Below are 24,780 nucleotides of genomic sequence, written 5' to 3'. Positions count from 1 at the left end.
GCGGCCGCCATCAGGCCTTGCGCGCCAGCCAGACGCCGGCCACTGCCACGGCCATGCCTGCGAGCGCGAGGCCGCTCAGCGTTTCACCGAACATCGCCCAGGCGATCAGCGCAGTGGTCGGCGGCGTGAGGTAGAACAGACTGGCGACATTGACCGCGCTGCCGCTGCGGATCAGCAGGTTGAGCAGGCTGATCGCGCCCAGCGACAGCACCAGCACCAGCCACAGCAGGGCGAAGACGAATTCGCCGCTCCAGTCGATGGCCATCGTTTCGGTCTGGCTGGCGAGCAGCGCGGTGACTGCCAGCGTCGGCACGAACTGCACCACCGAGCCGGTGCGCAGGTCGAAGCGCGGGCAGAAGCGTTTCTGGTACAGCGTGCCGGCGGTGATGCCGACCAGTGCCGCCAGTGCCGGCGTCAGCATGTGCAGCAGGGCGTCGGCCGCGACGCCGTCCACCGTTGCCTTGCTGCCGACCACCAGGCCGACGCCGGCAAAGCCCATCGCCAGCCCCAGCCATTGGCGCGGCGATACGCGCTCGCCCAGCAGCAGGCCGGCGCAGGCCGCGGTCAGCAGCGGCTGCATGCCGACCACCAGTGCCGACACGCCGGCCGGCAGGCCGCGGTCGATGGACATGAACACGCCCCCCAGGTACAGCGCGTGCACCAGCAGGCCGGTGACGCCGATGTGGAGGGCTTCGCGCGGGCTGGCCGGCCAGGGTGCGCGCATCGCCAGCGCCAGCATCGTCATCAGCGCGATCACCAGCACGTAGCGGGAGGCGAGGAAGGTCAGCGGTTCGGCATAGGGCAGGCCGAACTTGGCGCCGATGAAGCCGGTGCTCCACAGCAGCACGAACAGCAGCGGGATCAGGCGCTGAACCCAGGGCGAGGCAGAGGCGGGAGACGGCATGATCGGGAGTGGGGGCAGAGGGGCCGGAGAAAAAAGAAAGCGGCGCTGGGCGCCGCTGTCGGGTGTTTGCGGGTCGATGGCCGCCAGCTTACTCGCCGATCTCCGCCGAGGTGTAGACCTCCTGCACGTCGTCCAGGCTTTCCAGCGCATCCAGCAGCTTCTGCATGCGCACGGCCTCGTCGCCGGACAGTTCGATGGTGTTTTCCGGCTTCATCGTCACCTCACCGAATTCGGCGCTGAAACCGGCCTGCTCCAGCGCCTCCTTCACCGCCGTGAATTCCCACGGGCCGGTGATGACTTCGATCGAACCGTCGTCGTTGGCGACGACGTCCTCGGCGCCGGCGTCGAGCGCCGCTTCCATCAATGCATCCTCGTCGGTGCCCGGGGCGAACAGCAACTGGCCGCAGTGCTTGAACTGGAAGGCCACGCAGCCGTCGGTGCCCATGTTGCCGCCGTACTTGGAGAAGGCGTGGCGCACGTCGGCGACGGTGCGGGTCTTGTTGTCGGTCAGGCAATCGACCATCACCGCCGAGCCGCCGATGCCGTAGCCTTCGTAGCGGGTTTCCTCGTAGCTGACGCCTTCGAGCTCACCGGTGCCCTTCTTGATCGCGTTGTCGATCTTGTCCTTGGGCATGTTGACGCCCTTGGCCTTGTCCACCGCCAGGCGCAGACGCGGGTTGAAGCCGGGGTCGCCCCCGCCCATCTTGGCGGCGACGGTGATTTCCTTCGCCAGCTTGGAGAACGCGGCGCCGCGCTTCTCGTCCTGGCGCCCCTTGCGGTGCTGAATATTGGCCCACTTCGAATGACCAGCCATAAGACCCTCGATACTGCCGTAAGCGGTTGAAAGTTGCGCAGTATACAACCCGGCGGCGGCACGCCGCATGCCGCGTGCGCCCTGATAAACTCGGACGCGATGCGAAAGCCCCCGACGAACACATGCCCCCGGAGTGATGCGATGACCGAAGCGCTGCTGATTGCCAAGACCGCCGACGCCGAAATCCACCTGCTGCCGCGCCTCGCCAACCGCCACGGCCTCATCACCGGCGCGACCGGCACCGGCAAGACGGTGACGCTGCAGAAGCTCGCCGAATCCTTCGCCAGCATCGGCGTGCCGGTGTTCCTGGCCGACGTCAAGGGCGACCTGTCGGGCATCGGCGCGGCGGGGGCGAAATCCGACAAGCTGATGCAGCGCCTGGCCGCGATCGGCATCACCGAATACACGCCGCGCGCCAACACCACGGTGTTCTGGGACGTGTTCGGCGAGCAGGGCCACCCGGTGCGCGCCACCATCTCCGACATGGGGCCGCTGCTGATATCCCGCCTGCTCAACCTCAACGACACCCAGACCGGGGTGCTGACGCTGGTGTTCAAGGTCGCCGACGACAACGGCCTGCTGCTGCTCGACCTCAAGGACCTGCGCGCGATGGTGCAGTACGTGGGCGAGAACGCGAAGACCTTCACCACCGAATACGGCAACATCTCCACCGCCTCCATCGGCGCCATCCAGCGCAACCTGCTGGCGCTGGAGCAACAGGGCGGCGATGTGTTCTTCGGCGAGCCGATGCTCGACATCGCCGACCTGATGCAGACCGACGCCGACGGCCGCGGCATCATCAACGTGCTCGCTGCTGAACGCCTGTACAACTCGCCCAAGCTGTACTCCACCTTCCTGCTGTGGATGCTGTCCGAACTGTTCGAGCAGTTGCCGGAAGTGGGCGACCCGGACAAGCCGAAAATGGTGTTCTTCTTCGACGAAGCCCACCTGCTGTTCAACGACGCGCCCAAGGCGCTGGTCGAGAAGATCGAGCAGGTCGTGCGCCTGATCCGCTCCAAGGGCGTGGGCGTCTATTTCGTCACCCAGAACCCGCTCGACGTCCCCGAAACCGTGCTCGGCCAGCTCGGCAACCGCGTGCAGCACGCGCTGCGCGCCTTCACGCCGCGCGACCAGAAGGCGGTCAAGACCGCCGCCGACACCATGCGCCCCAACCCGGCCTTCGACGCCGCGGCCGCAATCACCGAACTGGGCGTGGGCGAGGCACTGGTGTCCTTCCTCGACGAAAAAGGCCGGCCGCAGATCACCGAGCGCTGCTTCGTCATCGCGCCGGATTCGCGCCTCGGGCCGCTGAGCGCGGCCGAACGCCAGGCGGCGATCACCGGCTCGCTCATCTACGGCCACTACGAGAAAGCGCTCGACCGCGAGTCGGCCTACGAAATCCTGCGCGCCCAGGCCGACAGCAAGTCCGCCGCCGCGCAGGCGAAACCGGGTGCCGCCGGCAGCGGCGATGGCGGCAGCGCGCTCAACGACATCCTGTTCGGCTCCACCGGCCCACGCGGCGGCCAGCGCGACGGCCTGGTGCAGATCGCGGCCAAGACGGTGACGCGCACCATCGGCAGCAACCTGGGCCGCCAGATCGTGCGCGGCCTGTTGGGGTCGCTGTTCGGTGGTAAGCGTTGAGGGGGGGGCGGGCAGGCTCGGGATCGTGGCGTGCTGAGCATTTCAGGTGGCAAGACAGTGAGCTCGAACGTTATGCATTAAAGGGGAGCCGGGTGCTCAAACCGGTAGTACAGGAAGAAACCAGCGGATGCGGAATCGCGTCGGTTGCCAACATTCTGGGCAAGACGTACTCGGAGATGAAGGCCGAAGCCAATGCTATGGGTATCCACGCTTCGGATGAATCGCTATGGTCGGATACGCAATATGTCCGGCGTATGCTGTCGAGCGCAGGTGTCGAGGCTTCCGACGAAGAAATCCCGTTTGAATCCTGGGAGGCATTGCCCGATCTGGCATTGCTGTCCATCAAGTACCATCGGGAAGAAGGCAGGGACTTTTGGCATTGGGTTGTTTTCAAACGTGCAGGTGGCCGATCTTTCGTGCTGGATTCAGCCAGCTACCTGCCATCCAACATCCGCCAGGATTTCGATGCCATGCAGCCCAAGTGGTTTATCGAGGTCAAAAAAGCATAGCAATGAGCTCGACGTCGTCTGATCCGAACTTTAGCCCTGTATATCAATCGCAAACAGCCGCTCGTCAAAGGCCCCAAGTATGGTTGATCCTGGCAATCTCTCATTCGATGGGGATTAGATGATGAAACGGAGCGAACAAGGCATGATGCTTGACTATGAATGGCTTTACGGCACGGTACGCCAGCGTTTCGACTCTGATGAGGCCATGGAGGCTTTTCTGCCCCGGGCGCTTGCGCCTGAAGAGTTGAAGCAGAAGGGCGATGACCGCTATCTTTCTGCCATGAGCCAGCGGGTATTCCAGGCCGGCATGCAGCACTCGGTGGTCGATGCCAAGTGGCCCGAGTTTGAGAAAGCCTTCTGGGGTTTTGTGCCGGAGAAAATGGTGCTGCTCGGTCCGGAACAGATAGACGGCTATATGAAGAATGAGCGGATCATTCGCGATCGGACGAAACTGCAGACCATCCCTAGAAACGCCCAGTTCATCCTGGACGTTCGCCAGGAGCGGGGGAGCAGTTTTGGCGAGTTCATTGCCAGTTGGCCGAGTGCTGACATCATCGGCTTGTGGCGCTTGCTGGCCAAACGCGGCGCGCGCTTGGGCGGGCGCTCGGCTGCCGGATTCTTGCGTCTGGTCGGGAAGGATACTTTTCTATTGACCAGTGATGTGGTCGCACGGCTGAGGGCCGCAGGCATCATCGAGCATGAGCCCACCAGTCAGCGCGATATGCAAGCCGTGCAGGATGCTTTCAATGAATTGCAGCAGGGCTCGGGAAGGCTCTTGTGCCAGCTGTCGGCCATGATGTCCTTGAGCATCAATCCGAGGTTTTAGCAATTCAGGCCAGGCCCAGCCGCTTGCAGATGTCGGTGGTGAGGCCGGCCTGGTTCATGCTGTAGAAATGCAGGCCGGGCGCGCCGGCGGCGATCAGCTTGCTGCAGAGTTCGCTGACCACGTCCAGGCCGAAGGCGCGGATCGAGTCGGTGTCGTCGCCGTAGGCTTCGAACTTGCGGCGCATCCAGCGCGGGATTTCGGCGCCGCAGGCGTCCGAGAAGCGCGCCAGCTTGCTGAAGCTGCCGATCGGCATGATGCCGGGCACGATGGGGATGTCGATGCCCAGCTTGCATACCGCGTCGACGAAGTGCAGATAGGCGTCGAGATTGTAGAAATACTGCGTGATCGCCGAATTGGCGCCGGCTTCGACCTTGCGCTTGAAGGCGAGCAGGTCGTCCTTCGGGCTGCGTGCCTGCGGATGCCATTCCGGGTAGGCGGCCACTTCGATGATGAAGCGCTCGCCCGTCTCCGTGCGGATGAATTCGACCAACTCGTTGGCGTGGCGGAACTCGCCCGCATCGCCCACGCCCGAAGGCAGGTCGCCACGCAGCGCGACGATGCGGCGGATGCCGGCCTCGGCGTATTCCTGCAGGATTTCGCGGATGCTGTCGCGGGTCGAGCCGACGCAGGACAGGTGCGGCGCGGCCTCGAAGCCGGCGGCGGCGATTTCCTTGACGGTGGCAAAGGTGCGCTCGCGGGTCGAGCCGCCGGCGCCGTAGGTGACGGAGAAGAAGGACGGCTTCAGCGCCGCCAGCCGGTCGCGGGTGGCGCGCAGTTTTTCGGCACCTTCGGCGGTGGTCGGCGGGAAGAATTCGATCGAGATTTCGGTGTGGTTCATGGCGTGTTCGGATGATTGCCGCCGTCCGGTCTGCGGATGGCGTGAAAGAAGAATTCGCGGTTGCCGTCGCCGCCGGTGATCGGCGAGTCGAACCAATCGAGGATGGCGAGCCCGGCCGCATGCGCGGCGGCGCGCAGCCGGGCTTCGACGTCGGCGTACAAGGCAGCGTCGCGCACGATGCCGCCCTTGCCGAGGCCTTGCGGGCCGACCTCGAACTGCGGCTTGACCAGCGCCAGCACGTGGCCACCCGGAGACAGCAGCGCGGGCCATTGCGGCAGCAGCAGCGTCAGCGAGATGAAGCTGGCGTCACACACCAGCAGGTCGAAGCCCTGTGGCGGGAAATGCTCGCCCAGCGCAGCGGCGTCCAGATGGCGGGCGTTGATGCCTTCGAGCGTGACGCAGCGCGGGTCGGCCGCCAGGCGCGGATGGAGCTGGCCGTGGCCGACTTCGACGCCGACCACCTTCGCCGCGCCGGCCTGCAGCAGGCAGTCGGTGAAGCCGCCGGTGGATTGGCCGATGTCGAGGCAGGCCGTGCCGTGTACGTCGAGCCCGCTGTGCGTGAGCGCGCCTTCGAGCTTGAGCGCGCCGCGCGAGACGAAGCGGTCGCTGTCGTCCGGCGCCACCTGCAGCCGCGCGGAGGCGGGCAGCTCCTGCGCGGGCTTGGCCACCGGCCGGCCGTCCCAGCTCACCCGCCCGGCTTCGATCAGCGCCCGTGCCGCGGTGCGCGACGGCGCCAGCCCCTGTTCCACCAGATGCTGGTCGGCGCGGTTGCCGCTGCGCGGGACGGGAGCAGCCGCCTTCGCTGCGGGGGCTGGCCGTTGGCTGCGGCGGTGGAAGGAGTTCATGCTCATGCCGTACCCCGGCCCTGCAGATGCTGCTGGGCCGCGCGGCCCAGTTGCCGGTCGAAGGTAGCCAGCGGAGCACCCAGGTTTTCCGCCAGCCACAGGTAGGCTGCATCGTAGACGGTGATCCGATAGCGCCGCCCGAGATCGAGCAGGGCCGGCGGGTCGACCGGGTGGCGATGGATCGCCAGCGCCTGGTAATCCGCCAGCCCCTGTTCGGCCGCGGCCAGCTCGCCGGCATCCGCCTTCTTGCTTGCCACGCTGGCGAGTTCGACGTCGAGCAGCCAGGGCGCATGCAGCATGCGTCCGCCGAGGTGTTCGGCGGCGAGTTCGCGTTCCGGCTCGTCGAACAGCAGTGCCGCGAGCACACTGCAATCGACCACCAGCGGCGGGGCGACAGGGTAGGGCGCCGGCGCTTCGGCGACGATCAGCGGGTTGAGCGCGGTGCTCATCGGCTGTCGCGCTCGGCGCGCAGGATGTCCACCGCGCGCGGGCTCGCGGCCAGCGGTACGGGATGGCGCGCGCGGTGCTCCGCGGCGATCTGCGCGATGGTCTTGCTGCCCGCTGCCGGCCGCATGCGCGCTGCGGCGTGGCCAGCGGCCGTGTATCCGCCGGCCGCCGCGTTCGTAACAGCGGCCGTCGGCCGAGATTCCGCCACTTGCGTGTCCAGCGCCTGCTGGATGATGGCCATCAACTCGCCCTGCAGCGAACGGTGGTTGAGCGCTGCGCGCTGGCGCAGGCGCTCGGCAAGTGCTTCCGGTACGTTCTTGATCGAGAGATTCGGCATGATTTTCGGCTCCACAATGGCTCCATTATGGAGCCATTGTGGAGCCTGTGCGCAGGACCGTCAATCAATAGCGGTAGTGCTCGGGCTTGTACGGCCCTTCCACCGGCACGCCGATGTAGTCGGCCTGGGCCTGGCTCAGCACGGTCAGCCTGGCGCCGATCTTCTTCAGGTGCAGGCGGGCGACCATTTCGTCGAGTTGCTTGGGCAGCACGTAGACGCCGACCGGGTACTCGGCGGTCTTGGCGAACAGCTCGATCTGTGCCAGCGTCTGGTTGGCGAAGGAGTTGCTCATGACGAAGCTGGGATGGCCGGTGGCGCAGCCCAGGTTCACCAGGCGGCCTTCGGCCAGCAGGATGATGCGCTTGCCGTCGGGGAAGATGATGTGGTCGACCTGCGGCTTGATGTTCTCCCACTGGTACTGGCGCAGGCTGGCGACTTCGATTTCGGAGTCGAAGTGGCCGATGTTGCAGACGATGGCGTTGTTCTTCATCGCCTTCATGTGATCGTGGGCGATCACGCCGACGTTGCCGGTGGTGGTGACGAAGATGTCGCCCAGCGCGGCAGCTTCTTCCATGGTGACGACACGGAAGCCTTCCATCGCCGCCTGCAGCGCGCAGATCGGGTCGATCTCGGTGACCCACACGGTGGCGCCGAGGCCGCGCAGCGACTGTGCGCAGCCCTTGCCGACGTCGCCGTAGCCCAGCACCACGCCGATCTTGCCGGCGATCATCACGTCGGTGGCGCGCTTGATGCCGTCCACCAGCGACTCGCGGCAGCCGTACAGGTTGTCGAACTTGGACTTGGTGACCGAATCATTGACGTTGATCGCCGGGAACTTCAGTTCACCGCGCGCGTGCATCTGGTACAGGCGGTGCACGCCGGTGGTGGTTTCCTCGGTGACGCCCTTGATCTGTGCCAGGCGGGTGGAATACCAGCTCGGGTCGGTCTTCAGCTTTTCCTTGATGCTGGCGAACAGCACTTCGGCTTCTTCGCTGTCCGGTTTGTCGAGCACCGACAGATCCTGCTCGGCGCGTGCGCCCAGGTGCAGCAGCAGCGTGGCATCGCCGCCGTCGTCGAGGATCATGTTCGAGAAACCACCGTCAGCCCATTCGAAGATGCGGTGGGTGTAGTTCCAGTAGTCCGCGAGCGATTCGCCCTTGACCGCGAACACCGGCACGCCCGAGGCGGCGATGGCGGCGGCGGCGTGGTCCTGCGTGGAAAAGATGTTGCACGAGGCCCAGCGCACTTCGGCGCCGAGCGCGGTCAGCGTCTCGATCAGCACCGCGGTCTGGATGGTCATGTGCAGCGAACCGGTGATGCGCGCGCCCTTCAGGGGCTGGCGGGCGGCGTACTCCTCGCGGATCGCCATCAGGCCAGGCATTTCGGTTTCGGCGATGCGGATTTCCTTGCGGCCCCAGTCGGCGAGCGACAGGTCGGCGACGACGAAATCCTTGAAATCAGCCACAGCGTTCATGTGATGCTCCGTGCTATGGCCGGGAGGGAAGGGGCATGGCGTGCGGCTCACCCGGCATCCCGAACCCGGCAGGGTTGAGGGAGAAACGCCTTCGGACGACACACGAAGGTGTTTCGGGCGAGCGCCGTTCAAACCTCCGCGGCGGCAAGCCGCGGGTTTCCGAGCCTGGGGGCTGGGCCACAGGGCCCGGCGCCTCGCAGCGCTCCTCGGAACGAGGTCAGCATTATACGGCGCTTGGCGCGGTAGTGCGTAGCGCAGTTCGTCCGGCGTCGCCGTTCATGCCGGCAATGACGGGGTTCGCGTGCGCCGATCCCGTGCTGGCAGTTCGCGGAGTGCGAGGCAGGTGCCGGGCGTGAAGTCGTGCCTACAGCTTCCGATCGGATTGCCGATATTCTTCATCAGAATTTTCTTATTTCATTCTTCAGCCCCGCTGTGGTGGGGGCGGATCGCCGCCGATGGAGGCATGAGGGGAGGCACATGACATTGAAGACACTTTCCGTCCGCTCGCAGTTGATCCTGCTGGCAGCGGCAACCTGTGGCTTGCTGCTGTTCGCCCTGGGCGCCGCACTGTGGCAGATGCAGTCAGGGGCTGCGCGTCTGTCCGGCTTCATCGATACCGAGCTTGCGGTCGAGCGCGACGTCATGCGCGCATACGCGAACGGGCTCCAGATGGGGCAGGCGCTGCGCAACATCGTGCTCGATCCGGGCAACCCGAAGGCCTACGAGAACTTCGACGGCGCGAGGAGGCAGTTCGACGAGGCCTTCGGCCGCGCCGTGCAGCACGCTCGGGTGCTCGATGGCGGCGCCGGGGCCGCGGCGGAGATGCAGAAGACCGCCCAGCGCTGGGCGCCCTTGCAGGCACAGGTGATCGAAAGCGTGCGCGCAGGCGATTCGCACGGTGCGCGCGAGCTGCTGGTGCGCAGCGAGACGCCGGCCTGGCGCGAGATCCGCGCCGGGCTGTTGAAACAGATCGCGTACCTGGAGCAATTGACCGCCGGCATGCGCGTCGAATCGGTCCAGGCGCTGGAGCGCAGCCGGATGGCCGTGGCAGTGCTGGGCGGCGCCGCGTTGCTGGTGTGCGTCCTGGCGTCGGTGCTGGTGACGCGCAGCCTGCTTGGCCGCCTGGGCGGGGAGCCGGTCTATGCGGCGCAGGTCGCCCGCCGCATTGCCGATGGCGACTTGCAGCAGCCGGTCGCGGTGGCGGGCGGCAACGCACGGAGCGTGCTCGCTGCGATGCGGGACATGCAGGCCGGACTCCAGACCACCATACGCGGCATCCGCGCCGATGCCGAGCAACTCGTGCGTGCCACGGCGCTGCTGCGCGACAACGAAGAGAAGGTCGCCACGGCGTCGCTGGCCCAGACCGATGCGGCGCAGTCGATCGCCGCCGCGGTCGAACAACTCAGCACCAGCATTGCCGTGGTCGCGGAACACGCCGGCGATGCGGACCGCCTGGGCGGAGAATCCGAGCGCCAGGTGCGGGACGGCGTTGCGATCATCAACGGGGCAGTGACAGTGATCGGCCAGGTTGCCCAGCGCATGAGCGACTCCGCAGCGGTCGTGGCGGACCTCGGCGTCAGCGCCGAGAGCATTTCCAACATCGCGCAGGTCATCGAGGGGGTCGCCGAGCAGACCAACCTGCTGGCGCTGAATGCCGCGATCGAAGCGGCGCGGGCGGGCGAGCAGGGGCGGGGTTTTGCCGTGGTTGCGGACGAGGTGCGCAAGCTCGCCGAGCGGACGCGGCAGTCGACACATGAAATCAATGCCATGATCGAACGTGTGCAGGCCAGTGCGCGCCAGGCCGTCCACACGATGGAGGACGGGTGCAAGCTGGCGGGCCAGGGGGCCGAAAGCGCCGAGCGGGCGCGGGCCGCCGTGGCGGCAATCGAGGATGGTGCCGTGCGCGTGCGCGCGGCCGTCGGCTCGATCGACGTGGCGCTGGGAGAGCAGCGCCAGGCCAGTACGGAGATCGCCGGCAGCGTCGAGCAGATCGCGCGCATGAGCGAGGCCAATCATGGCGCCACGCGGGATTCGCTGAATCGCGCGGAAGAGCTGGCCGCGTTGGCCGATACGCTCGAACAGGCGGTGGGCCGTTTCCGCGTGCCGGCCTGATCGTGCCACGAAGGAGAGGCTGCCCCCGGCCTCGCAGCCGGAAGCGGCCTCGTCGTCAGGATGAGGCTTACAGCCCGGCGTCGGCCTTCAGCGCCGCGGCCTTGTCGGTCTGCTCCCAGCCGAACTCCGGCTCGTCGCGGCCGAAGTGGCCGTAGGCGGCGGTGCGGGAGTAGATCGGGCGCAGCAGGTCGAGGGTCTGGATGATGGCTTTCGGCCGCAGGTCGAAGTGCCTGCCGACCAGTTCGACGATCTTTTCATCGGCGATCCTGCCGGTGCCGAAGGTGTTGACCATCAGCGACACCGGGCGGGCGACGCCGATGGCGTAGGCGATCTGCACTTCGCAGCGCTCGGCCAGGCCGGCGGCGACGATGTTCTTCGCCACGTAGCGGCCGGCGTAGGCGGCCGAGCGGTCGACCTTGGAGGGGTCCTTGCCCGAGAACGCGCCGCCGCCGTGGCGGGCCGCGCCGCCGTAGGTGTCGACGATGATCTTGCGCCCGGTCAGGCCGCAGTCGCCGTGCGGGCCGCCGACCACGAAGCGGCCGGTGGGGTTGACCAGATAGCGCACCGTGCCCTGGAGCAACTCGGGCGGCAGCACCGGCTTGATGATGAGCTCGACCACCGCTTCGTGGATCTGCGACTGGGTGACGTCCGGGTCGTGCTGGGTCGATACCACCACGGTGTCGATCGCCACCGGCTTGCCGTCGACGTACTTCACCGTGATCTGGCTCTTGGCGTCCGGGCGCAGCCAGGGCAGGCGGCCGTCCTTGCGCACTTCGGCCTGGCGCTGCATGACGCGGTGCGCGTAGTAGATCGGCAGCGGCATCAGGCTGGGGGTTTCGGTGGTGGCGTAGCCGAACATGATGCCCTGGTCGCCGGCGCCCTGGTCGAGCGGGTCGTCGTTGGCGTTGTCCACGCCCTGGGCGATGTCGGGCGACTGGCGGTTGATCGCCGCCAGCACCGCGCAGCTCTTGTAGTCGAAGCCGATGTCGGAGTTGTCGTAGCCGATGCGGCGGATGACGTCCTGCGCGATCTCGCGGTAGTTGGGGTGGGCGGTGGTGGTGATCTCGCCCGAGATCACCACCAGGCCGGTCGACACCAGGGTTTCGCAGGCGACGCGCGCCCTGGGGTCTTCGGCCAGGATGGCATCGAGCACGCCGTCGGACACCTGGTCCGCCACCTTGTCCGGATGGCCTTCGGAAACGGACTCGGAAGTAAACAGAAATTCAGCCATGTCGTACTGCTCCAGAAACAAAAAATCCCCGATCAGCCAATGACTTGCGTCTGCGGCCAGCTCCGGGGATTTTTGTCGGGCAGCCGACGCTTTAGCAGTATTTCCGCACGGTCGACCTGTTTCGGGCCCGTTTGCCCGGTCGCCGCGCCCGCCCTGCAAGTTGTCGATTTAACTCGGCGGTGAGCCGCGATTATAGACCGGGATCGCCGGGTATGTAAGCATTCGGCCCTGTGCGCGGTGTGACCGCATGCACACGCCTGGGCGCGAAGCCTTCGCGCCTGCTCCTTCTCCCCTGTTTCCGGGCCCGACTCCGACGTGCTGGTCGATCTTTCGTTTCGCCTTCTGTCACGCCTGCCGCTGTCCTGGCTGCATCGCCTGGGCGGCTGGGCCGGCTGGCTGGTCTATCGCGCCTCGCCATCCTATGCGCGGCGGCTGCGTGCCAATTTGTTCAATGCGCTCGGCCGCGAGGACGAGGCGGTGCTGCGCGCCGCCGTCGCCGAAGCCGGCCGCCAGGCGATGGAACTGCCGTGGATCTGGCTGCGCCCGGCCGAGGAAGTCGTCGCCAGCGCGGTGCGCACCGAGGGCTGGGAACTGGTCGAGCAGGCGCGCGCGGACGGCGTCGGCATCCTCTTCATCACGCCGCACCTGGGCTGCTTCGAGATCACCGCGCAGTGCATCGCGGCGAGGATTCCGATCACCGTGCTCTATCGTCCGCCGCGCAAGCCCGCGCTGCAGCCGCTGATGGAGGCGGGCAGGGCGCGCGGCCAGATGCGCACCGCGCCGGCCGACCTGTCGGGCGTGCGCAAGCTGGTGAAGACGCTGCGCAGCCACGAGGCGGTCGGCATGCTGCCCGACCAGGTGCCGGGCGAGGGCGAAGGCGTGTGGGCGCCCTTCTTCGGCAAGCCGGCGTGGACGATGACGCTGGCGGCGCGGCTGGCGGCGGTGAAGGGCGTGCGCGTGATCTACACCTGGGCCGAGCGCCTGCCGCGCGGCGAGGGCTACCTGTTCCGCCTGCAGGCACCGACCGAGGCGCTGACCGGCGACCTGGAAACGGACGTGGCGATCATCAACCGCGAAGTGGAGCGCATCATCCTGCAATGCCCGCAGCAGTACCTGTGGGGCTACAACCGCTACAAGCAGCCGCGCGGCGGGGAAATGGCAGCCGGCGGGGGGGGCGCATGAGCCGGCTCGCCATCGGCCTGTTCTGGCTGCTGCACTGGCTGCCGCTGTCGCTGCTGTCGCGCATCGGCGAAGCCTTCGGCCTGCTGCTCTACGTGGTGGTGGCGCCGCGGCGCAAGGTGGTGCTGACCAATCTGCGGCTGTGCTTTCCCGAACTGTCCGACGGCGAACGCCGCGCGCTGGCGCGGCGCCACTTCGCCGTCAACGGCCGCAGTGTGCTCGAACGCGGCCTGGCGTGGTGGGCCAGCCCCGAGCGCCTGCGCCGGCTGGTGCGCATCGACGGGCTGGAACGCCTGCAGGCGCTGAAGGACGCGGGCAGGCCAGTGATTCTGCTGACGCCGCATTTCGTCGGCCTCGACATGGCGGGCACGCGGCTGTCGATGGAGGGCGACTTCGTCAGCGTCTATGCGCCGCAGAAGAACAAGGTCTTCGACCACTGGCTGCATCACGGCCGCAGCCGCTTCAACGACCAGTTGCTGCTCGCGCGCAGCGATGGCGTGCGCGCCACCGTGAAGGCGATGAAATCCGGCCGGCCGCTGTACTACCTGCCGGACCTCGACTACGGCCGCAAGGAATCCATTTTCGTACCCTTCTTCGGCGTGGCGGCAGCCACCATCACCGGCCTGCCGCGGCTGGCGCGGCTGGCCGGTGCGACCGTGATGCCCAGCGTGGTGCGCATGCTGCCCGGCGGCGCCGGCTACGTGCTGGAGCTGGGCGAGCCCTGGGCGGACTTCCCTTCGGGCGACGTCGAGGCCGATACCCGGCGCATGAACGCCTGGCTCGAAGGCGTGGTGCGCACCATGCCGGAGCAGTACTACTGGGTCCATCGCCGCTTCAAGACCCGGCCGGAAGGCGAGCCGCGCATCTACTGACACATCGCCGGTGGACGCTGAGCGGCGGGCTGGAGGACAATCGCCGGTCATGGGCGTCTGCCGCCTCCTTACCTTTCTCCTTTTGGACTGCGATGAAGCTGCGTTTCACCAAGATGCACGGCCTTGGCAACGATTTCGTCGTCATCGACGCGACGCATGCGCCGGTCGAGCTGACTCCGCCCCGCGTCAGGGCGATTGCCGACCGCCATTTCGGCGTCGGCTGCGACCAGTTGCTGGTGGTCGAACCCGCGAGCCAGCCGGGCGTCGATTTCCGCTACCGCATCTTCAATGCCGACGGCGGCGAAGTGGAGCAGTGCGGCAACGGCGCGCGCTGCTTCGTCCGTTTCGTGCACGACAAGGGCCTCAGCGGCAAGCGCGAGATCCGCGTCGAGACGCGCTCGGGCGTCATCGCCCCGCGCCTGCGCGAAGACGGCCTGGTCACCGTCGACATGGGCGTGCCCGAGCTGGCGCCGGCCCGGATCCCCTTCCTGTCCGATTCCGACGCGGTCGTGCAGCCGCTGCCGGTGGGCGAGGTCACGGTGGCGATCACCGCGGTGTCGATGGGCAACCCGCACGCAGTACAGGTCGTCGCCGACGTCGATGCCGCGCCGGTGGCCGAACAGGGCGCGCTGATCGAGCGCCACCAGCGCTTCCCGGCGCGGGTCAATGCCGGTTTCATGCAGGTGCTCGAGCCGCATCGCGTGCGCCTGCGCGTGTTCGAGCGCGGCGCCGGCGAGACGCTGGCCTGCGGCACGGGCGCCTGCGCGGCGGTGGTCGCCGGCATGCTGCGCGGCCTGCTGGAGTCGCCGGTACGGGTCGAGACCCGGGGCGGCGAACTGGAGATCGCCTGGGCAGGGCCGGATACGCCGGTGCTGATGACCGGGCCGGCGGTGAGCGTTTTCGAAGGCGAGATGGAGCTTGAGTGATTTTGCCGTTCGCCCTGAGCCCGGACGGCGAGTAGTGATATTGACTTGGGAATCAAATACCGTTCGGGTTGGGCTTGTCGAAGCCCAGCTGGTGCCAATGTCCTTCGACAAGCCTGTCCTGAGCGTAGTCGAAGGGCTCAGGGCGAACGGTGTCTCTCATTTGATTGCCGAAACAGCCGAACAGTTGATGCCGGGCAATCTGCGCGCCCGGCCGGAGTGATGGACATGAATGCTGACGATGTCGCCCGTTATCTGCGCGACAACCCCGATTTCCTCGCCCAGCACGGCGAGTTGTTCACCCGGCTCACCGTGCCGCATCCGCAGCACGGCGGCCAGGCCATCTCGCTCGCCGAGCGCCAGCTGCACGCGCTGCGCGACAAGATCCGCCAGCTCGAACAGAAGCTCGCCGAACTGATCCGTTTCGGCGAGGAAAACGACGACATCAGCGCCAAGGTGCATCGCCTTGCGCTTGCCCTGATGGAGGCCGGCAGTACCGATGCCGTTCGCCGCGTGCTGGTCGGCAGCCTGCAGGAAGACTTTTCGGTGCCGTACGTCGCACTCGAGACCTGGGGCCTGGACGGCGATGCTTCGAGCCTCGGCGAGCCGCTGCGCCGCCAGCTCGACGCCCTGCGCAATCCTTATTGCGGTGCGCCCGAGAACATGGAATTGCTGGCCTGCTTCGGCGAAGTCGCGCCGCATGTGCGTTCGGTCGCGCTGATCCCGTTGCGGCGCGGCGCGGCTTTCGGCGTGCTTGCACTGGGCAGCGCCGAAGCCGAGCGTTTCTATGCCGACATGGGCACGCTTTACCTGAGCCGTCTCGGCGATCTGGCCGCTGCCGCCTTGTCGACCGGGCGCGCCTGACCAGGCCGGCAAGGCGGCAACATGGCCGATGAGCGCCGAGATGCGGGCATGGAGGCCGGGCCAGTGGAGGTCTGCGTGCCGCTGCCGCCCGCCGTGGAAGCTTGGCTGGACTGGCTTGCCAGCCAGCGCCGCGCGGCGCCGCTGACGCTGCGGGCCTATCGTCGCGATCTGCAGGCCTTGCTGCGCCTCGCCGACGGCAGGGAAGCGACCGCGCTTGCTCCGCACGACATCCGGCGCTTCGTCGCCCGCCTGCACGGCGAGGGGCTGACGGGGCGCTCGATCGCGCGCCATCTCAGCGCCTGGCGCGGCTTCTATCGCTGGCTCGTCCGCCGTCGGGGATTGGCGGCCAATCCGGTGGATGGCATCCAGGCACCGAAATCTGCCGTGACCCTGCCGCGCGTGCTGTCTCCCGACCAGGCGAAGGCCCTGCTCGACGGCGAGGCGGGCGATGGCGTGCTCGACATCCGCGATCAGGCGATGTTCGAGCTGTTTTACTCGTCCGGCCTGCGGCTCGCCGAACTGGCGTCGCTCGATGTCGGCGGCGGGCTGGATCTCGCCGAGGCCATGGTTACCGTGACCGGCAAACGCCAGCGCCAGCGCAGCGTGCCGGTGGGCGGCAAGGCGCTGGAAGCCTTGCGCGCCTGGCTGGCGGTGCGGGATTCCGTCGCCCCGCGGCACGAGCCTGCCGTCTTCGTTTCGCGCACGGGCTCGCGCTTGTCGCCGGGTGGCATCCGCAGCCGCCTTTCAGCGCGGGCCAGGCAGGGTGGGCTGGGCGTGCATGTCCATCCGCACATGCTCCGGCACAGCTTCGCCAGCCACTTGCTGCAGTCGAGCGGGGACCTGCGGGCCGTCCAGGAATTGCTCGGCCATGCCAGCATTCGGAGCACGCAGGTCTATGCTCATCTCGACTTCCAGCATCTTGCACAGGTTTACGACAAAGCTCATCCGCGCGCGCGCAAATGAATGGGCGCAGCTACCAGTCTTCGCGCATTTACCCAAGTTGGGGACTTTTGAATATGTTGCTGGCAAAGCGCTGGGTTATGCTCCATCGGTTACTATAAGAACGGTATATAGCCAATTCGGCGCAGCCTGTTGGCTCAGGAGTTCATGTCAAACAAAGCCGTCCCCAGGGCGTTCTTCATCCGGGAAGGTGTGGCCGATGCCGGGAAGCCGACCCCTGGAGCGTCGCTCTGTGCAACACGCGCAGTGGCGTTGCTGCTCGTCCGTCATCAGATCCGCAACTTGCGTCGCTGGTTCGAGGAATTCGATCGCGACATCCTGCTGCCGATATTGTTGGGCGAAATAGCCTTGCATAATATAGGGGTATTGGAGCACGACAGCAAGTGGGTCGATGGCATGCTCGAGGCATCTTCGGACCTTGCGTTCGACTCGTCCTGGTTCGACGGTTGCCGTCTGCGTCCGTGCAATGCCTATTCCATCGCGGCGGCGACCGATCTGCCGCGCGAGACCGTGAGAAGGAAGATTGGCCGCCTGGTCGAACTGGGCTGGATCGAACGCCGGGAGAATGGCCACCTGTTCATCACCAAGGCAGCCATCAAGCATTTCGGCTCGCTCCTCAGTTCGCGCGAACTGGTCGAACTGATGGATGCCGCCGACCGCGCCCGCAAGCTGATGCCCGCATACGGCGGGGTACGCAAGGCTGCGCAGGGAAAGGCGGAGGGCATCGGCGCCGATGCCTGAGTCCGCTGGGGATGGGGTGTGTTCGTGGCCGCGGCCGGCGTGCGCGCGGGCACCCCTCGGTCACCGTGCGGTCACGGCGGCAGGCACCCGGTAGTCCGGATTTGCACCGGGTTCCGCATTCCAGAGCGCGCTGCCGATCAGTGCCACTGCAAGCAGCAGCACGGCTGAATAGCGGCGCTGCTGTGCAACTGTGCCGGCCAGTCTGCGTTTCTCGCCGTGGTAATACATGGCCCGCAGGTATTGCCCGCCCGCGGCAGCGAGTGCCAGCAGGCCGGCGCCGAGCAGGCGCGAGGATGCTGCGTCGAACTGCAGGCCGATGGCGGGGTCGCGGCCGGGCATGAAGAAGGCTGGCGCCTGCGCCAGCAGGAACAGCCCGCCGAGCAGGCACAGCATGAACATCACCATCTGCAGCGAGCGCATGCCGGAGGCCGTTCAGGCGTCGAACAGATCGCCGCCGGTGCGCGGCGGCGCCAGGCCGAAATGCTGCCAGATCGAATGCGTCGCCATGCGCCCGCGCGGCGTGCGCTGCAGGTAGCCCTGCTGGATCAGGTAGGGTTCGATGACGTCCTCGATGGTGTCGGTCGATTCCCCGATCGCGGCGGCGATGTTGTCGAGGCCGACCGGGCCGCCGCCGAACTTTTCCAGCATTGCCGACAGCAGCTTGCGGTCCATCAGGTCCAGCCCGAGGGCGTCGACGTCCAGCATGCCCAGCGCAGCGTCGGCCACTGCGGCGCTGATGTGGCCGTTTGCCTTCACTTCGGCATAGTCGCGCACGCGGCGCAGCAGGCGATTGGCGATGCGCGGCGTGCCGCGCGCGCGGCGGGCGATCTCCAGCGCGCCCGGATCGTCGATCTCGACGTTGAGCAGCCGTGCCGAGCGGCCGACGATGAAACCGAGCTCCTCCGCCGTATAGAACTCCAGCCGCGACACGATGCCGAAGCGGTCGCGCAGCGGGTTGGTCAGCATGCCGGCACGAGTGGTGGCGCCGACCAGTGTGAAGGGCGGCAGATCGAGCTTGACCGAGCGTGCCGCCGGCCCTTCGCCGATCATGATGTCGATCTGGAAGTCTTCCAGCGCCGGGTAGAGGATTTCCTCGACGACCGGCGACAGGCGGTGGATTTCGTCGATGAACAGCACGTCGTGCGGCTCGAGGTTGGTCAGCAGTGCGGCGAGGTCGCCGGCGCGTTCCAGCACCGGGCCGGACGTCTGGCGCAGGTTGACGCCCATTTCGGCGGCGACGATGTGGGCCAGCGTGGTCTTGCCCAGGCCGGGCGGGCCGAACAGCAGCACGTGGTCCAGCGCCTCGCCGCGGCGGCGCGCGGCCTGGATGAAGATTTCGAGCTGTTCGCGGATCTTGGCCTGGCCCACGTATTCGGCCAGCCGCTTGGGCCGCAGCGCGCGCTCGATCGCATCTTCCTGGCGGTCGGCGGGCTGGGCGGAAATCAGGCGCTCGGGGCTGCCGGCGCGCAGCTTGTCGGTCTCGATCATGGCGGTAGTTTAGCCCTTGGACAGCAGTTTCAGCGCCTGGCGGATGCCTTCGGAAACACCGCTTCCATCATCCAGCCCCTTCATTGCGCCCAGCGCCTCGCGCTCGTTGTAGCCCAGCGCCAGCAGCGCGTTGAGGATGTCGCTGCGGGCATCGGGCAGGGCGCCCGGCGCGGCGGTGAGCCTGGTGCCGGCCAGGTTCGGCAACGCCTTGCCGAGCTTGTCGCGCAGTTCCAGCAACAGGCGTTCGGCGGTCTTCTTGCCGATGCCGGGTATCTTCACCAGCCGGCCGCTTTCCTGCAGTGCGACCGCCTGCGCGAGGTCGTTCACCGACATCCCCGACAGCACCGCCAGCGCCATGCGCGCGCCGACGCCGGACACTTTCAGCAACTGGCGGAAGGTGGTGCGTTCCTCATCGGTGGCGAAGCCGAACAGGAAGTGGCCATCCTCGCGCACCACGTGGTGCGCATGCAGGCTGAGCTGGGCGCCAATGGCGGGCAGGCCGTAGAAGGTGCTCATCGGCACGTCGATCTCGTAGCCGATGCCATGCACGTCGACGAGGATCTGGGGCGGGTTCTTTTCGAGCAGGATGCCGGTGATGCGTCCGATCATGATCGTGGTTCCGGGCGGGACGGATGGGGATGCGCAAGTCTAGCAGCGGCGCCTGTCGGTGCCCGCTGCCATGAGTGAAAATTCATACAGCCCGTTACGCTGGCCTCGGGCGCGGGGTCCAGCCGCCTTCACGGGCATTTTCCTTCTGCCGGCCAGTGCGCTCGGGCTAGAATCTGGCCCGTTCGCGCGATTGTGCCCTGCCTGCGCCGGTTTTCCCGCACAGGCTTGGCGCGGTGCCGCCCTGTCGAAACGATCGAGGAGACTTCCGCATGCCGCAGATGAAGAACCTGGCCGCCATCCTGGCGCTGTGTGCCGCCGCTACCGTCCACGCCGCCGACATCAAGGTCGGCATCGCGCTGGACATTTCCGGCCCGTTCTCGGCGCTCGGTGCCGAGGCGCGCGACGGTTTCGAGCTGGCGATCGAGAAGCTGGGCGGCAAACTCGGCGGCCAGCCGGCGGAGTTCCTGCGCACCGACTTCGGCGGCAGCCCCGAACAGGCCAACCAGCTCGTCGCCCGCTACCTGCAGCGCGACAAGATCGACTTCTTCACCGGCCCGATCGGCTCGAACGCCGCGCTGGCGGTCGGCCCCGCACTGTTTGCGGCCAGGGTGCCCTATCTGTCGAGCAACCCCGGCCCCAGCGCCTACGCCGGCGACAAGTGCAATCCCTATTTCTTCGCCCAGTACCAGAACGACACCTACGACGAGGCCGCCGGCAAGGTCGCCAACGAAAAGGGCTACCGGAACGTCGTGCTGATCGCGCCCAACTACCCGGCGGGCAAGGACCATCTGAACGGCTTCAAACGCCTGTACGAGGGCGCGGTGAAGGACGAGATCTATACCCGGCTCGGCCAGATCGACTACGCCGCCGAGATCGCGCAGATCCGCGCCGCCAAGCCGGACGCGGTGTTCTTCTTCCTGCCCGGCGCGATGGGCATCAACTTCGTCAAGCAGTTCGTCGGCGGCGGCCTGAAGGACGTGCCGCTGATCGCGCCGGGCTTCTCCGCCGACGAGGACGTGATCCAGGCCGTCGGCGAGCCGATGGTCGGCGTGCTCAATACCGCGCACTGGACGCACGACCTGCCGGGCGAGGCCAATGCCGAGTTCGTCGCCGCCTTCCGCAAGAAGTACGACGGCCGCTACCCTTCTGTGTATGCGGCGATGGCCTACGACACGCTGATGGCGATGGACGCCGCGGTGCGCGACGCCGGCGGCAAGGTGGACGACCGCGAGGCGGTGCTGAAGGCGCTGAAGAAACCGAGCTTCAAATCGGTGCGCGGCGACTTCGTCTATGGCGCCAACAACTACCCGGTGCAGAACTACTACCTGCGCGAAGTCGGCAAGGACGCCGAAGGCCGGCTGACCAACAAGCTGGTCGGCATCACGCTGGAGAAGCACCAGGACGCCTACGTCGGCGCCTGCAGAATGTAAGCTCCGCCGCCTGCCGTGCTGCGTGTGCCGCGGCGCGCCTGGCCGGGCGCCGCAGCATGCCCGGCCCGCATTCCGAACACGCCCGCCCGCTGCATGCCGGGCGGCCACGGCGCAGGCCGCGATCTGCATCTCAGCCCGGTTCACCTCAGATGGATGCCATCTTCGTCTTCGAGCAACTGCTCAACGGTCTCGGCTACGGCCTGATGCTGTTCCTGATCGCCGCCGGCCTGACGCTGGTGTTCGGCATCATGGACACGATGAACCTCGCCCACGGTTCGCTGTACATGGCCGGCGCCTATGTCGCCGCGCGCGTGCATGAGGCCAGCGGCATGTTCGTGCTTGCGGTAGCGGCGGCGGCGCTGGTGACCGTGGCGGTCGCGGCGCTGCTCGAAGTGCTGGTGATCCGCCGCCTGTACCGGCGCGACCATCTGGTGCAGGTGCTGGCGACCTTCGGCATCATCCTGATCGCCGACGATGTGGTGAAGGCGATCTGGGGCGTCGCGCCCTTGATGGCCTCGACACCGGCGGTGCTGGCCGGGCCGGTGCAACTGGCCGAAGGCCTGCCCTATCCGTCCTACCGCCTGCTGCTGATCGGCGCCGGCCTGCTGGTCGCGCTCGGGCTCTATCTGCTGGTCAACAGGACGCGCATCGGCATGCTGGTGCGCGCCGGCGCCTCGAACCGCCAGATGGCGGAGTTCATGGGGGTGCGCGTGGGCACGGTGTTCGCCTTCGTGTTCGCGCTCGGCGCCGCGCTGGCGGCGCTGGCCGGTGCGCTGATGGCGCCGATCAGCTCGGTGCAGATCGGCATGGGCGAAGCGATCCTGATCCCGGCGCTGGTGGTCATCGTCATCGGCGGCATCGGCTCGATCCGCGGCGCCTTCGTCGCCGCGCTGCTGGTCGGCCTGGTCGATACTGCCGGGCGCGCCTTCCTGCCGCCGGCGCTGCGCGCGGTGCTGCCGCCTGCGGTGGCGGCGGACCTGGGGCCGGCGCTGGCCGGCATCGCCATGTACGTGCTGATGGCGGCCGTGCTGACCTTGAAGCCGGCGGGCCTGTTCCCGGCCCGGGCCTGAGGTGCGCAGCGTGAATCGTCCCGTTTTCGCTCCATCCCGTGTTGCTTCCGCCGCAGCCGAACATCCGCGGCAGCCCTTCGCGGTGCGCTTCCCGGGCTTCGTCCGCCGCCTGCCGTGGCTGGTGCTGGCGATTCTGGCGCTGTTCCCGCTGCTGGCGCCGGCACTGGGGCTGGAATACTACGTCGGCTTCGTGCGCCGGCTGCTGATCGTCGCCATCGCCGCCAGCAGCCTCAACTTCATCCTCGGCTACGGCGGCATGGCCGCGCTCGGGCACGCCGGCTTCATCGGCGTCGGCGCCTACACCGTGGTCGCGCTGGTCGAGGCCGGCTTCTCGTCCGCCTGGCTGGCCTGGGGCGGCGCCCTGGTCGTAGCCGGTCTGTCCGCCGCCCTCATCGGCGCGGTGTCGCTGCGCACGCGCGGGGTGTATTTCATCATGATCACGCTGGCCTTCGCCCAGATGCTGTACTACCTGGCGGTGTCGCTGCGTACCTATGGCGGCGACGACGGCTACGGACTGTATACCTCGCTGGAGATGGGTGCCTGGCTGGACGGCGTGCATCCGGACGTCTTCTATTGGGTGGTGCTGGCGATCGCCGCGCTGGTGTTCGCCGGCTTCAGCCGCGTCGCCCATTCGCGCTACGGCCATGCGCTGCGCGGCATCCGCGACAACGAGACGCGCATGGTCGCGCTCGGCTACCCGGTGTATCGGCTCAAGCTCGCCGGCTTCGTCGCCGCCGGCGCGGTGGCCGGGCTGGCGGGCGGCCTGCTCGCCAGCCACAACGCTTTCGTCAGCCCGGCGATCATGCACTGGACGCAGTCGGCGCTGCTGCTGGTGATGGTGATGCTCGGCGGCCTCGGCCGGCGCTGGGGCGCGCCGCTCGGCGTGGCGCTGTGGCTGGTGCTGGAAGAGGCGCTGAAGATGCACACCGACTACTGGCACTGGCCGCTCGGTGTGCTGCTGCTGCTCGCCGTGTTCCATGCGCCGCAGGGCCTGGCGGCGCTGTTCGAGCGCCGGGAGGCCAACCGATGAGCCTGTTCGTGGCCGAAGGCCTGGTCAAGCGTTTCGGCGGCCTGCTCGCCACCGACCATGTCGACCTGGCGGTGGAACGGGGCGAGATCCACGCCCTGATCGGCCCCAACGGCGCCGGCAAGTCGACTCTGGTCAATCTGATCTCCGGCCTGCTGCCGGCCGACGCCGGCCGTATCGTGCTCGACGGCGTCGACCTGGCCACGCTGGCGCCGCACCAGCGCGTGCGCCACGGTCTGGCACGCTGCTTCCAGATCACCAGCGTGTTCCGCAACGACTCGGTGCGCGACAACCTGCTGCTGGCGGTGCAGGCCCAGGCCGGCTCCAGCTTCCGCTGCCTGCGGCGGCGCGAAGCCGAGACCGCGCTGGCGGATGCGGCGCTGGCGCTGGCCGACAGGACCGGCCTCGGCGCGGTGCTCGACCGCCCCGCCGGCGTGCTGCCGCACGGCATGCAGAAGCGGCTCGATCTCGCCCTGGCGCTGGCTGCAGCCCCCCGGCTGCTGCTGCTCGACGAGCCGATGGCCGGCATGGGGCCGGAGGATTCGGTGCAGATGATCGAGCTGATCGGCCGGCTGCGCAGCGAAACCGCCATCCTGCTGATCGAGCACGACATGGACGCGGTGTTCCGCCTTGCTGACCGCATCTCGGTGCTGGTCTATGGCCGGGTGCTGACCTCGGGTGACGCCGCCCACGTCAGGGGGCATGCCGAAGTGCAGTCGGTCTACCTGGGCACGGAGGCGCACGCATGAGTACGACGCCGCTGCTGCGTTGCCGCGGCCTGGAGGCTGGCTATGGCGCCAGCCAGGTGCTGTTCGGGCTCGACTTCGACATCCGCCCGGGTGAAGTCGTCGCCCTGATGGGCCGCAACGGCATGGGCAAGAGCACCACGATCAAGACCCTGGTCGGCGGCCTGCGCCCACGCCAGGGCGAGATCCTGTTCGACGGCACGCCCATCCATGCCGCGCGCTCCGACCACATCGCCCGCCTCGGCGTGGCGATCGTGCCCGAAGGCCGGCAGTGCTTTCCGAACCTGAGCGTGCGTGAGCATCTGATTGCCTTCGCCGACCGGCGCAACGGTGCAGCCGAGCCCTGGACGCTGGACCGCCTCTACGCACTCTTCCCGCGCCTGGCCGAGCGCGCCGGCCACATGGGCAACCAGCTTTCCGGCGGCGAGCAGCAGATGCTGGCGATCGCCCGTGCGCTGTCGACCAATCCGCGGCTGCTGATCCTGGATGAAGCCACCGAAGGCCTGGCGCCGGTGATCCGCGACGAAATCTGGCGCTGTCTGGCCCTGCTGAAAGCCCAGGGCCAGACCACGCTGGTGGTCGACAAATACGTGGAAAAGCTGCTGCCGCTCGCCGACCGCAACCTGATCCTGGAGCGTGGGCGCATCGTTTGGCAGGGCAACTCGGCCGAGCTGGATGCGCAGCGGGAGCTGTGGAGCCGTTATCTGGGGGTTTGAGCGGTGCACTGCCAACCCCCCGCAGGTGTCTCGCGGCACCCCGTAGGAGCGGCTTCAGCCGCGAAAACAACGCTTGGGCAACCACCACCAGCCCCTGTTCGCGGCTGAAGCCGCTCCTACGACCCGCTCCTACGACCCGCTCCTACGACCCGCTCCTACGACCCGCTCCTACGACCC

General features: G+C 67.5%; 27 protein-coding genes and 1 riboswitch. Of the genes, 16 read left to right on the top strand and 11 right to left on the bottom strand.

The window, feature by feature from the left end; all coding sequences use genetic code 11:
- Positions 1-10 precede the first annotated feature (10 nt).
- On the bottom strand, positions 11-904 hold the full coding sequence (locus TBU01S_RS06340) for a DMT family transporter (protein ID WP_068635797.1): 894 nt from the start codon (positions 902-904) through the stop codon (positions 11-13).
- A gap of 88 nt (positions 905-992) precedes the next feature.
- A complete protein-coding gene (locus TBU01S_RS06335; RefSeq protein WP_068635796.1) occupies positions 993-1,718 on the bottom strand; it encodes a YebC/PmpR family DNA-binding transcriptional regulator in 726 nt (241 codons plus the stop codon).
- A 141-nt stretch (positions 1,719-1,859) separates the two neighbouring features.
- Here TBU01S_RS06335 and TBU01S_RS06330 point away from each other — a divergent pair, with 141 nt between their 5' ends.
- The 3 genes from TBU01S_RS06330 to TBU01S_RS06320 all read left to right on the top strand — a co-directional run bounded on the left by TBU01S_RS06330 (position 1,860) and on the right by TBU01S_RS06320 (position 4,694).
- A complete protein-coding gene (locus tag TBU01S_RS06330; RefSeq protein ID WP_068635795.1) occupies positions 1,860-3,359 on the top strand; it encodes a helicase HerA-like C-terminal domain-containing protein in 1,500 nt (499 codons plus the stop codon).
- Between the two features lie 92 nt (positions 3,360-3,451).
- Positions 3,452-3,868, top strand: a complete 417-nt coding sequence (locus TBU01S_RS06325; protein ID WP_068635794.1) for a hypothetical protein — start codon at positions 3,452-3,454, stop codon at positions 3,866-3,868.
- Between the two features lie 142 nt (positions 3,869-4,010).
- Positions 4,011-4,694: a DNA-3-methyladenine glycosylase I gene (locus TBU01S_RS06320; RefSeq protein ID WP_083953496.1), complete on the top strand. Its 684-nt coding sequence runs from the start codon at positions 4,011-4,013 to the stop codon at positions 4,692-4,694.
- A gap of 4 nt (positions 4,695-4,698) precedes the next feature.
- Here the strand turns inward: TBU01S_RS06320 and metF are convergent, their stop codons facing one another.
- The 5 genes from metF to ahcY form a co-directional block, all read right to left on the bottom strand.
- Positions 4,699-5,532, bottom strand: a complete 834-nt coding sequence (gene metF / locus TBU01S_RS06315; protein WP_068635793.1) for a methylenetetrahydrofolate reductase [NAD(P)H] — start codon at positions 5,530-5,532, stop codon at positions 4,699-4,701.
- Positions 5,529-6,383: a TlyA family RNA methyltransferase gene (locus TBU01S_RS06310; RefSeq protein ID WP_068635792.1), complete on the bottom strand. Its 855-nt coding sequence runs from the start codon at positions 6,381-6,383 to the stop codon at positions 5,529-5,531. The genes metF and TBU01S_RS06310 overlap by 4 nt, the downstream gene beginning before the upstream one ends.
- The gene (locus TBU01S_RS06305) at positions 6,380-6,826 is read right to left on the bottom strand and encodes a type II toxin-antitoxin system VapC family toxin (protein WP_068635791.1); all 447 of its coding nucleotides are present in this window, start codon (positions 6,824-6,826) and stop codon (positions 6,380-6,382) included. The genes TBU01S_RS06310 and TBU01S_RS06305 overlap by 4 nt, the downstream gene beginning before the upstream one ends.
- Positions 6,823-7,161 carry a FitA-like ribbon-helix-helix domain-containing protein gene (locus tag TBU01S_RS06300; RefSeq protein WP_083953498.1) on the bottom strand — a complete coding sequence of 113 codons (339 nt, stop codon included), beginning with the start codon at positions 7,159-7,161 and terminating at the stop codon, positions 6,823-6,825. The genes TBU01S_RS06305 and TBU01S_RS06300 overlap by 4 nt, the downstream gene beginning before the upstream one ends.
- Before the next feature lie 64 nt (positions 7,162-7,225).
- Positions 7,226-8,635: an adenosylhomocysteinase gene (gene ahcY / locus TBU01S_RS06295; RefSeq protein WP_068635789.1), complete on the bottom strand. Its 1,410-nt coding sequence runs from the start codon at positions 8,633-8,635 to the stop codon at positions 7,226-7,228.
- A gap of 112 nt (positions 8,636-8,747) precedes the next feature.
- A riboswitch (S-adenosyl-L-homocysteine riboswitch) is annotated at positions 8,748-8,849 on the bottom strand.
- Between the two features lie 263 nt (positions 8,850-9,112).
- Between ahcY and TBU01S_RS06290 the strand changes: the two genes are divergently transcribed.
- A complete protein-coding gene (locus tag TBU01S_RS06290; RefSeq protein ID WP_068635788.1) occupies positions 9,113-10,747 on the top strand; it encodes a methyl-accepting chemotaxis protein in 1,635 nt (544 codons plus the stop codon).
- A gap of 67 nt (positions 10,748-10,814) precedes the next feature.
- On the opposite strand, the gene metK is transcribed toward TBU01S_RS06290, so the two are convergent.
- Positions 10,815-11,978 (bottom strand): methionine adenosyltransferase, encoded by a 1,164-nt coding sequence (metK, locus tag TBU01S_RS06285; protein WP_068635787.1) that lies wholly within the window; start codon positions 11,976-11,978, stop codon positions 10,815-10,817.
- Between the two features lie 315 nt (positions 11,979-12,293).
- On the opposite strand from metK, the gene TBU01S_RS06280 reads away from it, so the two are divergent.
- The 7 genes from TBU01S_RS06280 to TBU01S_RS06255 all read left to right on the top strand — a co-directional run bounded on the left by TBU01S_RS06280 (position 12,294) and on the right by TBU01S_RS06255 (position 17,517).
- Complete coding sequence (locus TBU01S_RS06280; RefSeq protein WP_068635786.1) at positions 12,294-13,160, top strand: lysophospholipid acyltransferase family protein; 867 nt, start codon at positions 12,294-12,296, stop codon at positions 13,158-13,160.
- Positions 13,157-14,029 carry a lysophospholipid acyltransferase family protein gene (locus TBU01S_RS06275; protein ID WP_068635785.1) on the top strand — a complete coding sequence of 291 codons (873 nt, stop codon included), beginning with the start codon at positions 13,157-13,159 and terminating at the stop codon, positions 14,027-14,029. The genes TBU01S_RS06280 and TBU01S_RS06275 overlap by 4 nt, the downstream gene beginning before the upstream one ends.
- A gap of 92 nt (positions 14,030-14,121) precedes the next feature.
- Entirely contained in the window at positions 14,122-14,955 is an 834-nt protein-coding gene (gene dapF / locus TBU01S_RS06270; protein WP_068635784.1) for a diaminopimelate epimerase, read from the top strand.
- Positions 14,956-15,052: 97 nt separating this feature from the next.
- Positions 15,053-15,175, top strand: coding sequence for a hypothetical protein (locus tag TBU01S_RS24960; RefSeq protein ID WP_281178411.1), 123 nt, complete (start codon positions 15,053-15,055; stop codon positions 15,173-15,175).
- Positions 15,176-15,180: 5 nt separating this feature from the next.
- A complete protein-coding gene (locus tag TBU01S_RS06265) occupies positions 15,181-15,816 on the top strand; it encodes a DUF484 family protein (protein WP_068635858.1) in 636 nt (211 codons plus the stop codon).
- A gap of 21 nt (positions 15,817-15,837) precedes the next feature.
- Entirely contained in the window at positions 15,838-16,779 is a 942-nt protein-coding gene (gene xerC / locus TBU01S_RS06260) for a tyrosine recombinase XerC (RefSeq protein ID WP_418647507.1), read from the top strand.
- 144 nt (positions 16,780-16,923) lie between these two features.
- Positions 16,924-17,517 (top strand): helix-turn-helix domain-containing protein, encoded by a 594-nt coding sequence (locus tag TBU01S_RS06255; RefSeq protein WP_245650862.1) that lies wholly within the window; start codon positions 16,924-16,926, stop codon positions 17,515-17,517.
- Positions 17,518-17,577: 60 nt separating this feature from the next.
- Here the strand turns inward: TBU01S_RS06255 and TBU01S_RS06250 are convergent, their stop codons facing one another.
- The 3 genes from TBU01S_RS06250 to ruvA are packed head-to-tail and all read right to left on the bottom strand — an operon-like array spanning position 17,578 to position 19,614.
- Positions 17,578-17,937: a hypothetical protein gene (locus TBU01S_RS06250; protein ID WP_068635783.1), complete on the bottom strand. Its 360-nt coding sequence runs from the start codon at positions 17,935-17,937 to the stop codon at positions 17,578-17,580.
- 12 nt (positions 17,938-17,949) lie between these two features.
- Positions 17,950-19,005, bottom strand: coding sequence for a Holliday junction branch migration DNA helicase RuvB (gene ruvB / locus TBU01S_RS06245; protein WP_068635782.1), 1,056 nt, complete (start codon positions 19,003-19,005; stop codon positions 17,950-17,952).
- Between the two features lie 9 nt (positions 19,006-19,014).
- On the bottom strand, positions 19,015-19,614 hold the full coding sequence (gene ruvA, locus TBU01S_RS06240; protein WP_068635781.1) for a Holliday junction branch migration protein RuvA: 600 nt from the start codon (positions 19,612-19,614) through the stop codon (positions 19,015-19,017).
- Between the two features lie 269 nt (positions 19,615-19,883).
- On the opposite strand from ruvA, the gene TBU01S_RS06235 reads away from it, so the two are divergent.
- The 5 genes from TBU01S_RS06235 (at position 19,884) to TBU01S_RS06215 (ending at position 24,603) form a co-directional block, all read left to right on the top strand.
- Entirely contained in the window at positions 19,884-21,044 is a 1,161-nt protein-coding gene (locus TBU01S_RS06235) for an ABC transporter substrate-binding protein (protein WP_068635780.1), read from the top strand.
- A 149-nt stretch (positions 21,045-21,193) separates the two neighbouring features.
- Positions 21,194-22,114, top strand: a complete 921-nt coding sequence (locus TBU01S_RS06230) for a branched-chain amino acid ABC transporter permease (protein ID WP_068635779.1) — start codon at positions 21,194-21,196, stop codon at positions 22,112-22,114.
- A gap of 82 nt (positions 22,115-22,196) precedes the next feature.
- Entirely contained in the window at positions 22,197-23,144 is a 948-nt protein-coding gene (locus TBU01S_RS06225) for a branched-chain amino acid ABC transporter permease (protein WP_068635855.1), read from the top strand.
- The gene (locus TBU01S_RS06220; RefSeq protein WP_068635778.1) at positions 23,141-23,890 is read left to right on the top strand and encodes an ABC transporter ATP-binding protein; all 750 of its coding nucleotides are present in this window, start codon (positions 23,141-23,143) and stop codon (positions 23,888-23,890) included. The genes TBU01S_RS06225 and TBU01S_RS06220 overlap by 4 nt, the downstream gene beginning before the upstream one ends.
- Positions 23,887-24,603 carry an ABC transporter ATP-binding protein gene (locus tag TBU01S_RS06215; RefSeq protein WP_068635777.1) on the top strand — a complete coding sequence of 239 codons (717 nt, stop codon included), beginning with the start codon at positions 23,887-23,889 and terminating at the stop codon, positions 24,601-24,603. Before TBU01S_RS06220 ends, TBU01S_RS06215 begins: the two co-directional genes overlap by 4 nt.
- Positions 24,604-24,780: the final 177 nt, after the last annotated feature.

It is taken from the genome of Thauera butanivorans NBRC 103042, from assembly GCF_001591165.1.
Classification (GTDB): Bacteria; Pseudomonadota; Gammaproteobacteria; order Burkholderiales; family Rhodocyclaceae; genus Thauera; species Thauera butanivorans.
Note: the sequence above shows the minus strand (reverse complement) of the source record. Positions and strands in the feature narration are given on the sequence as shown.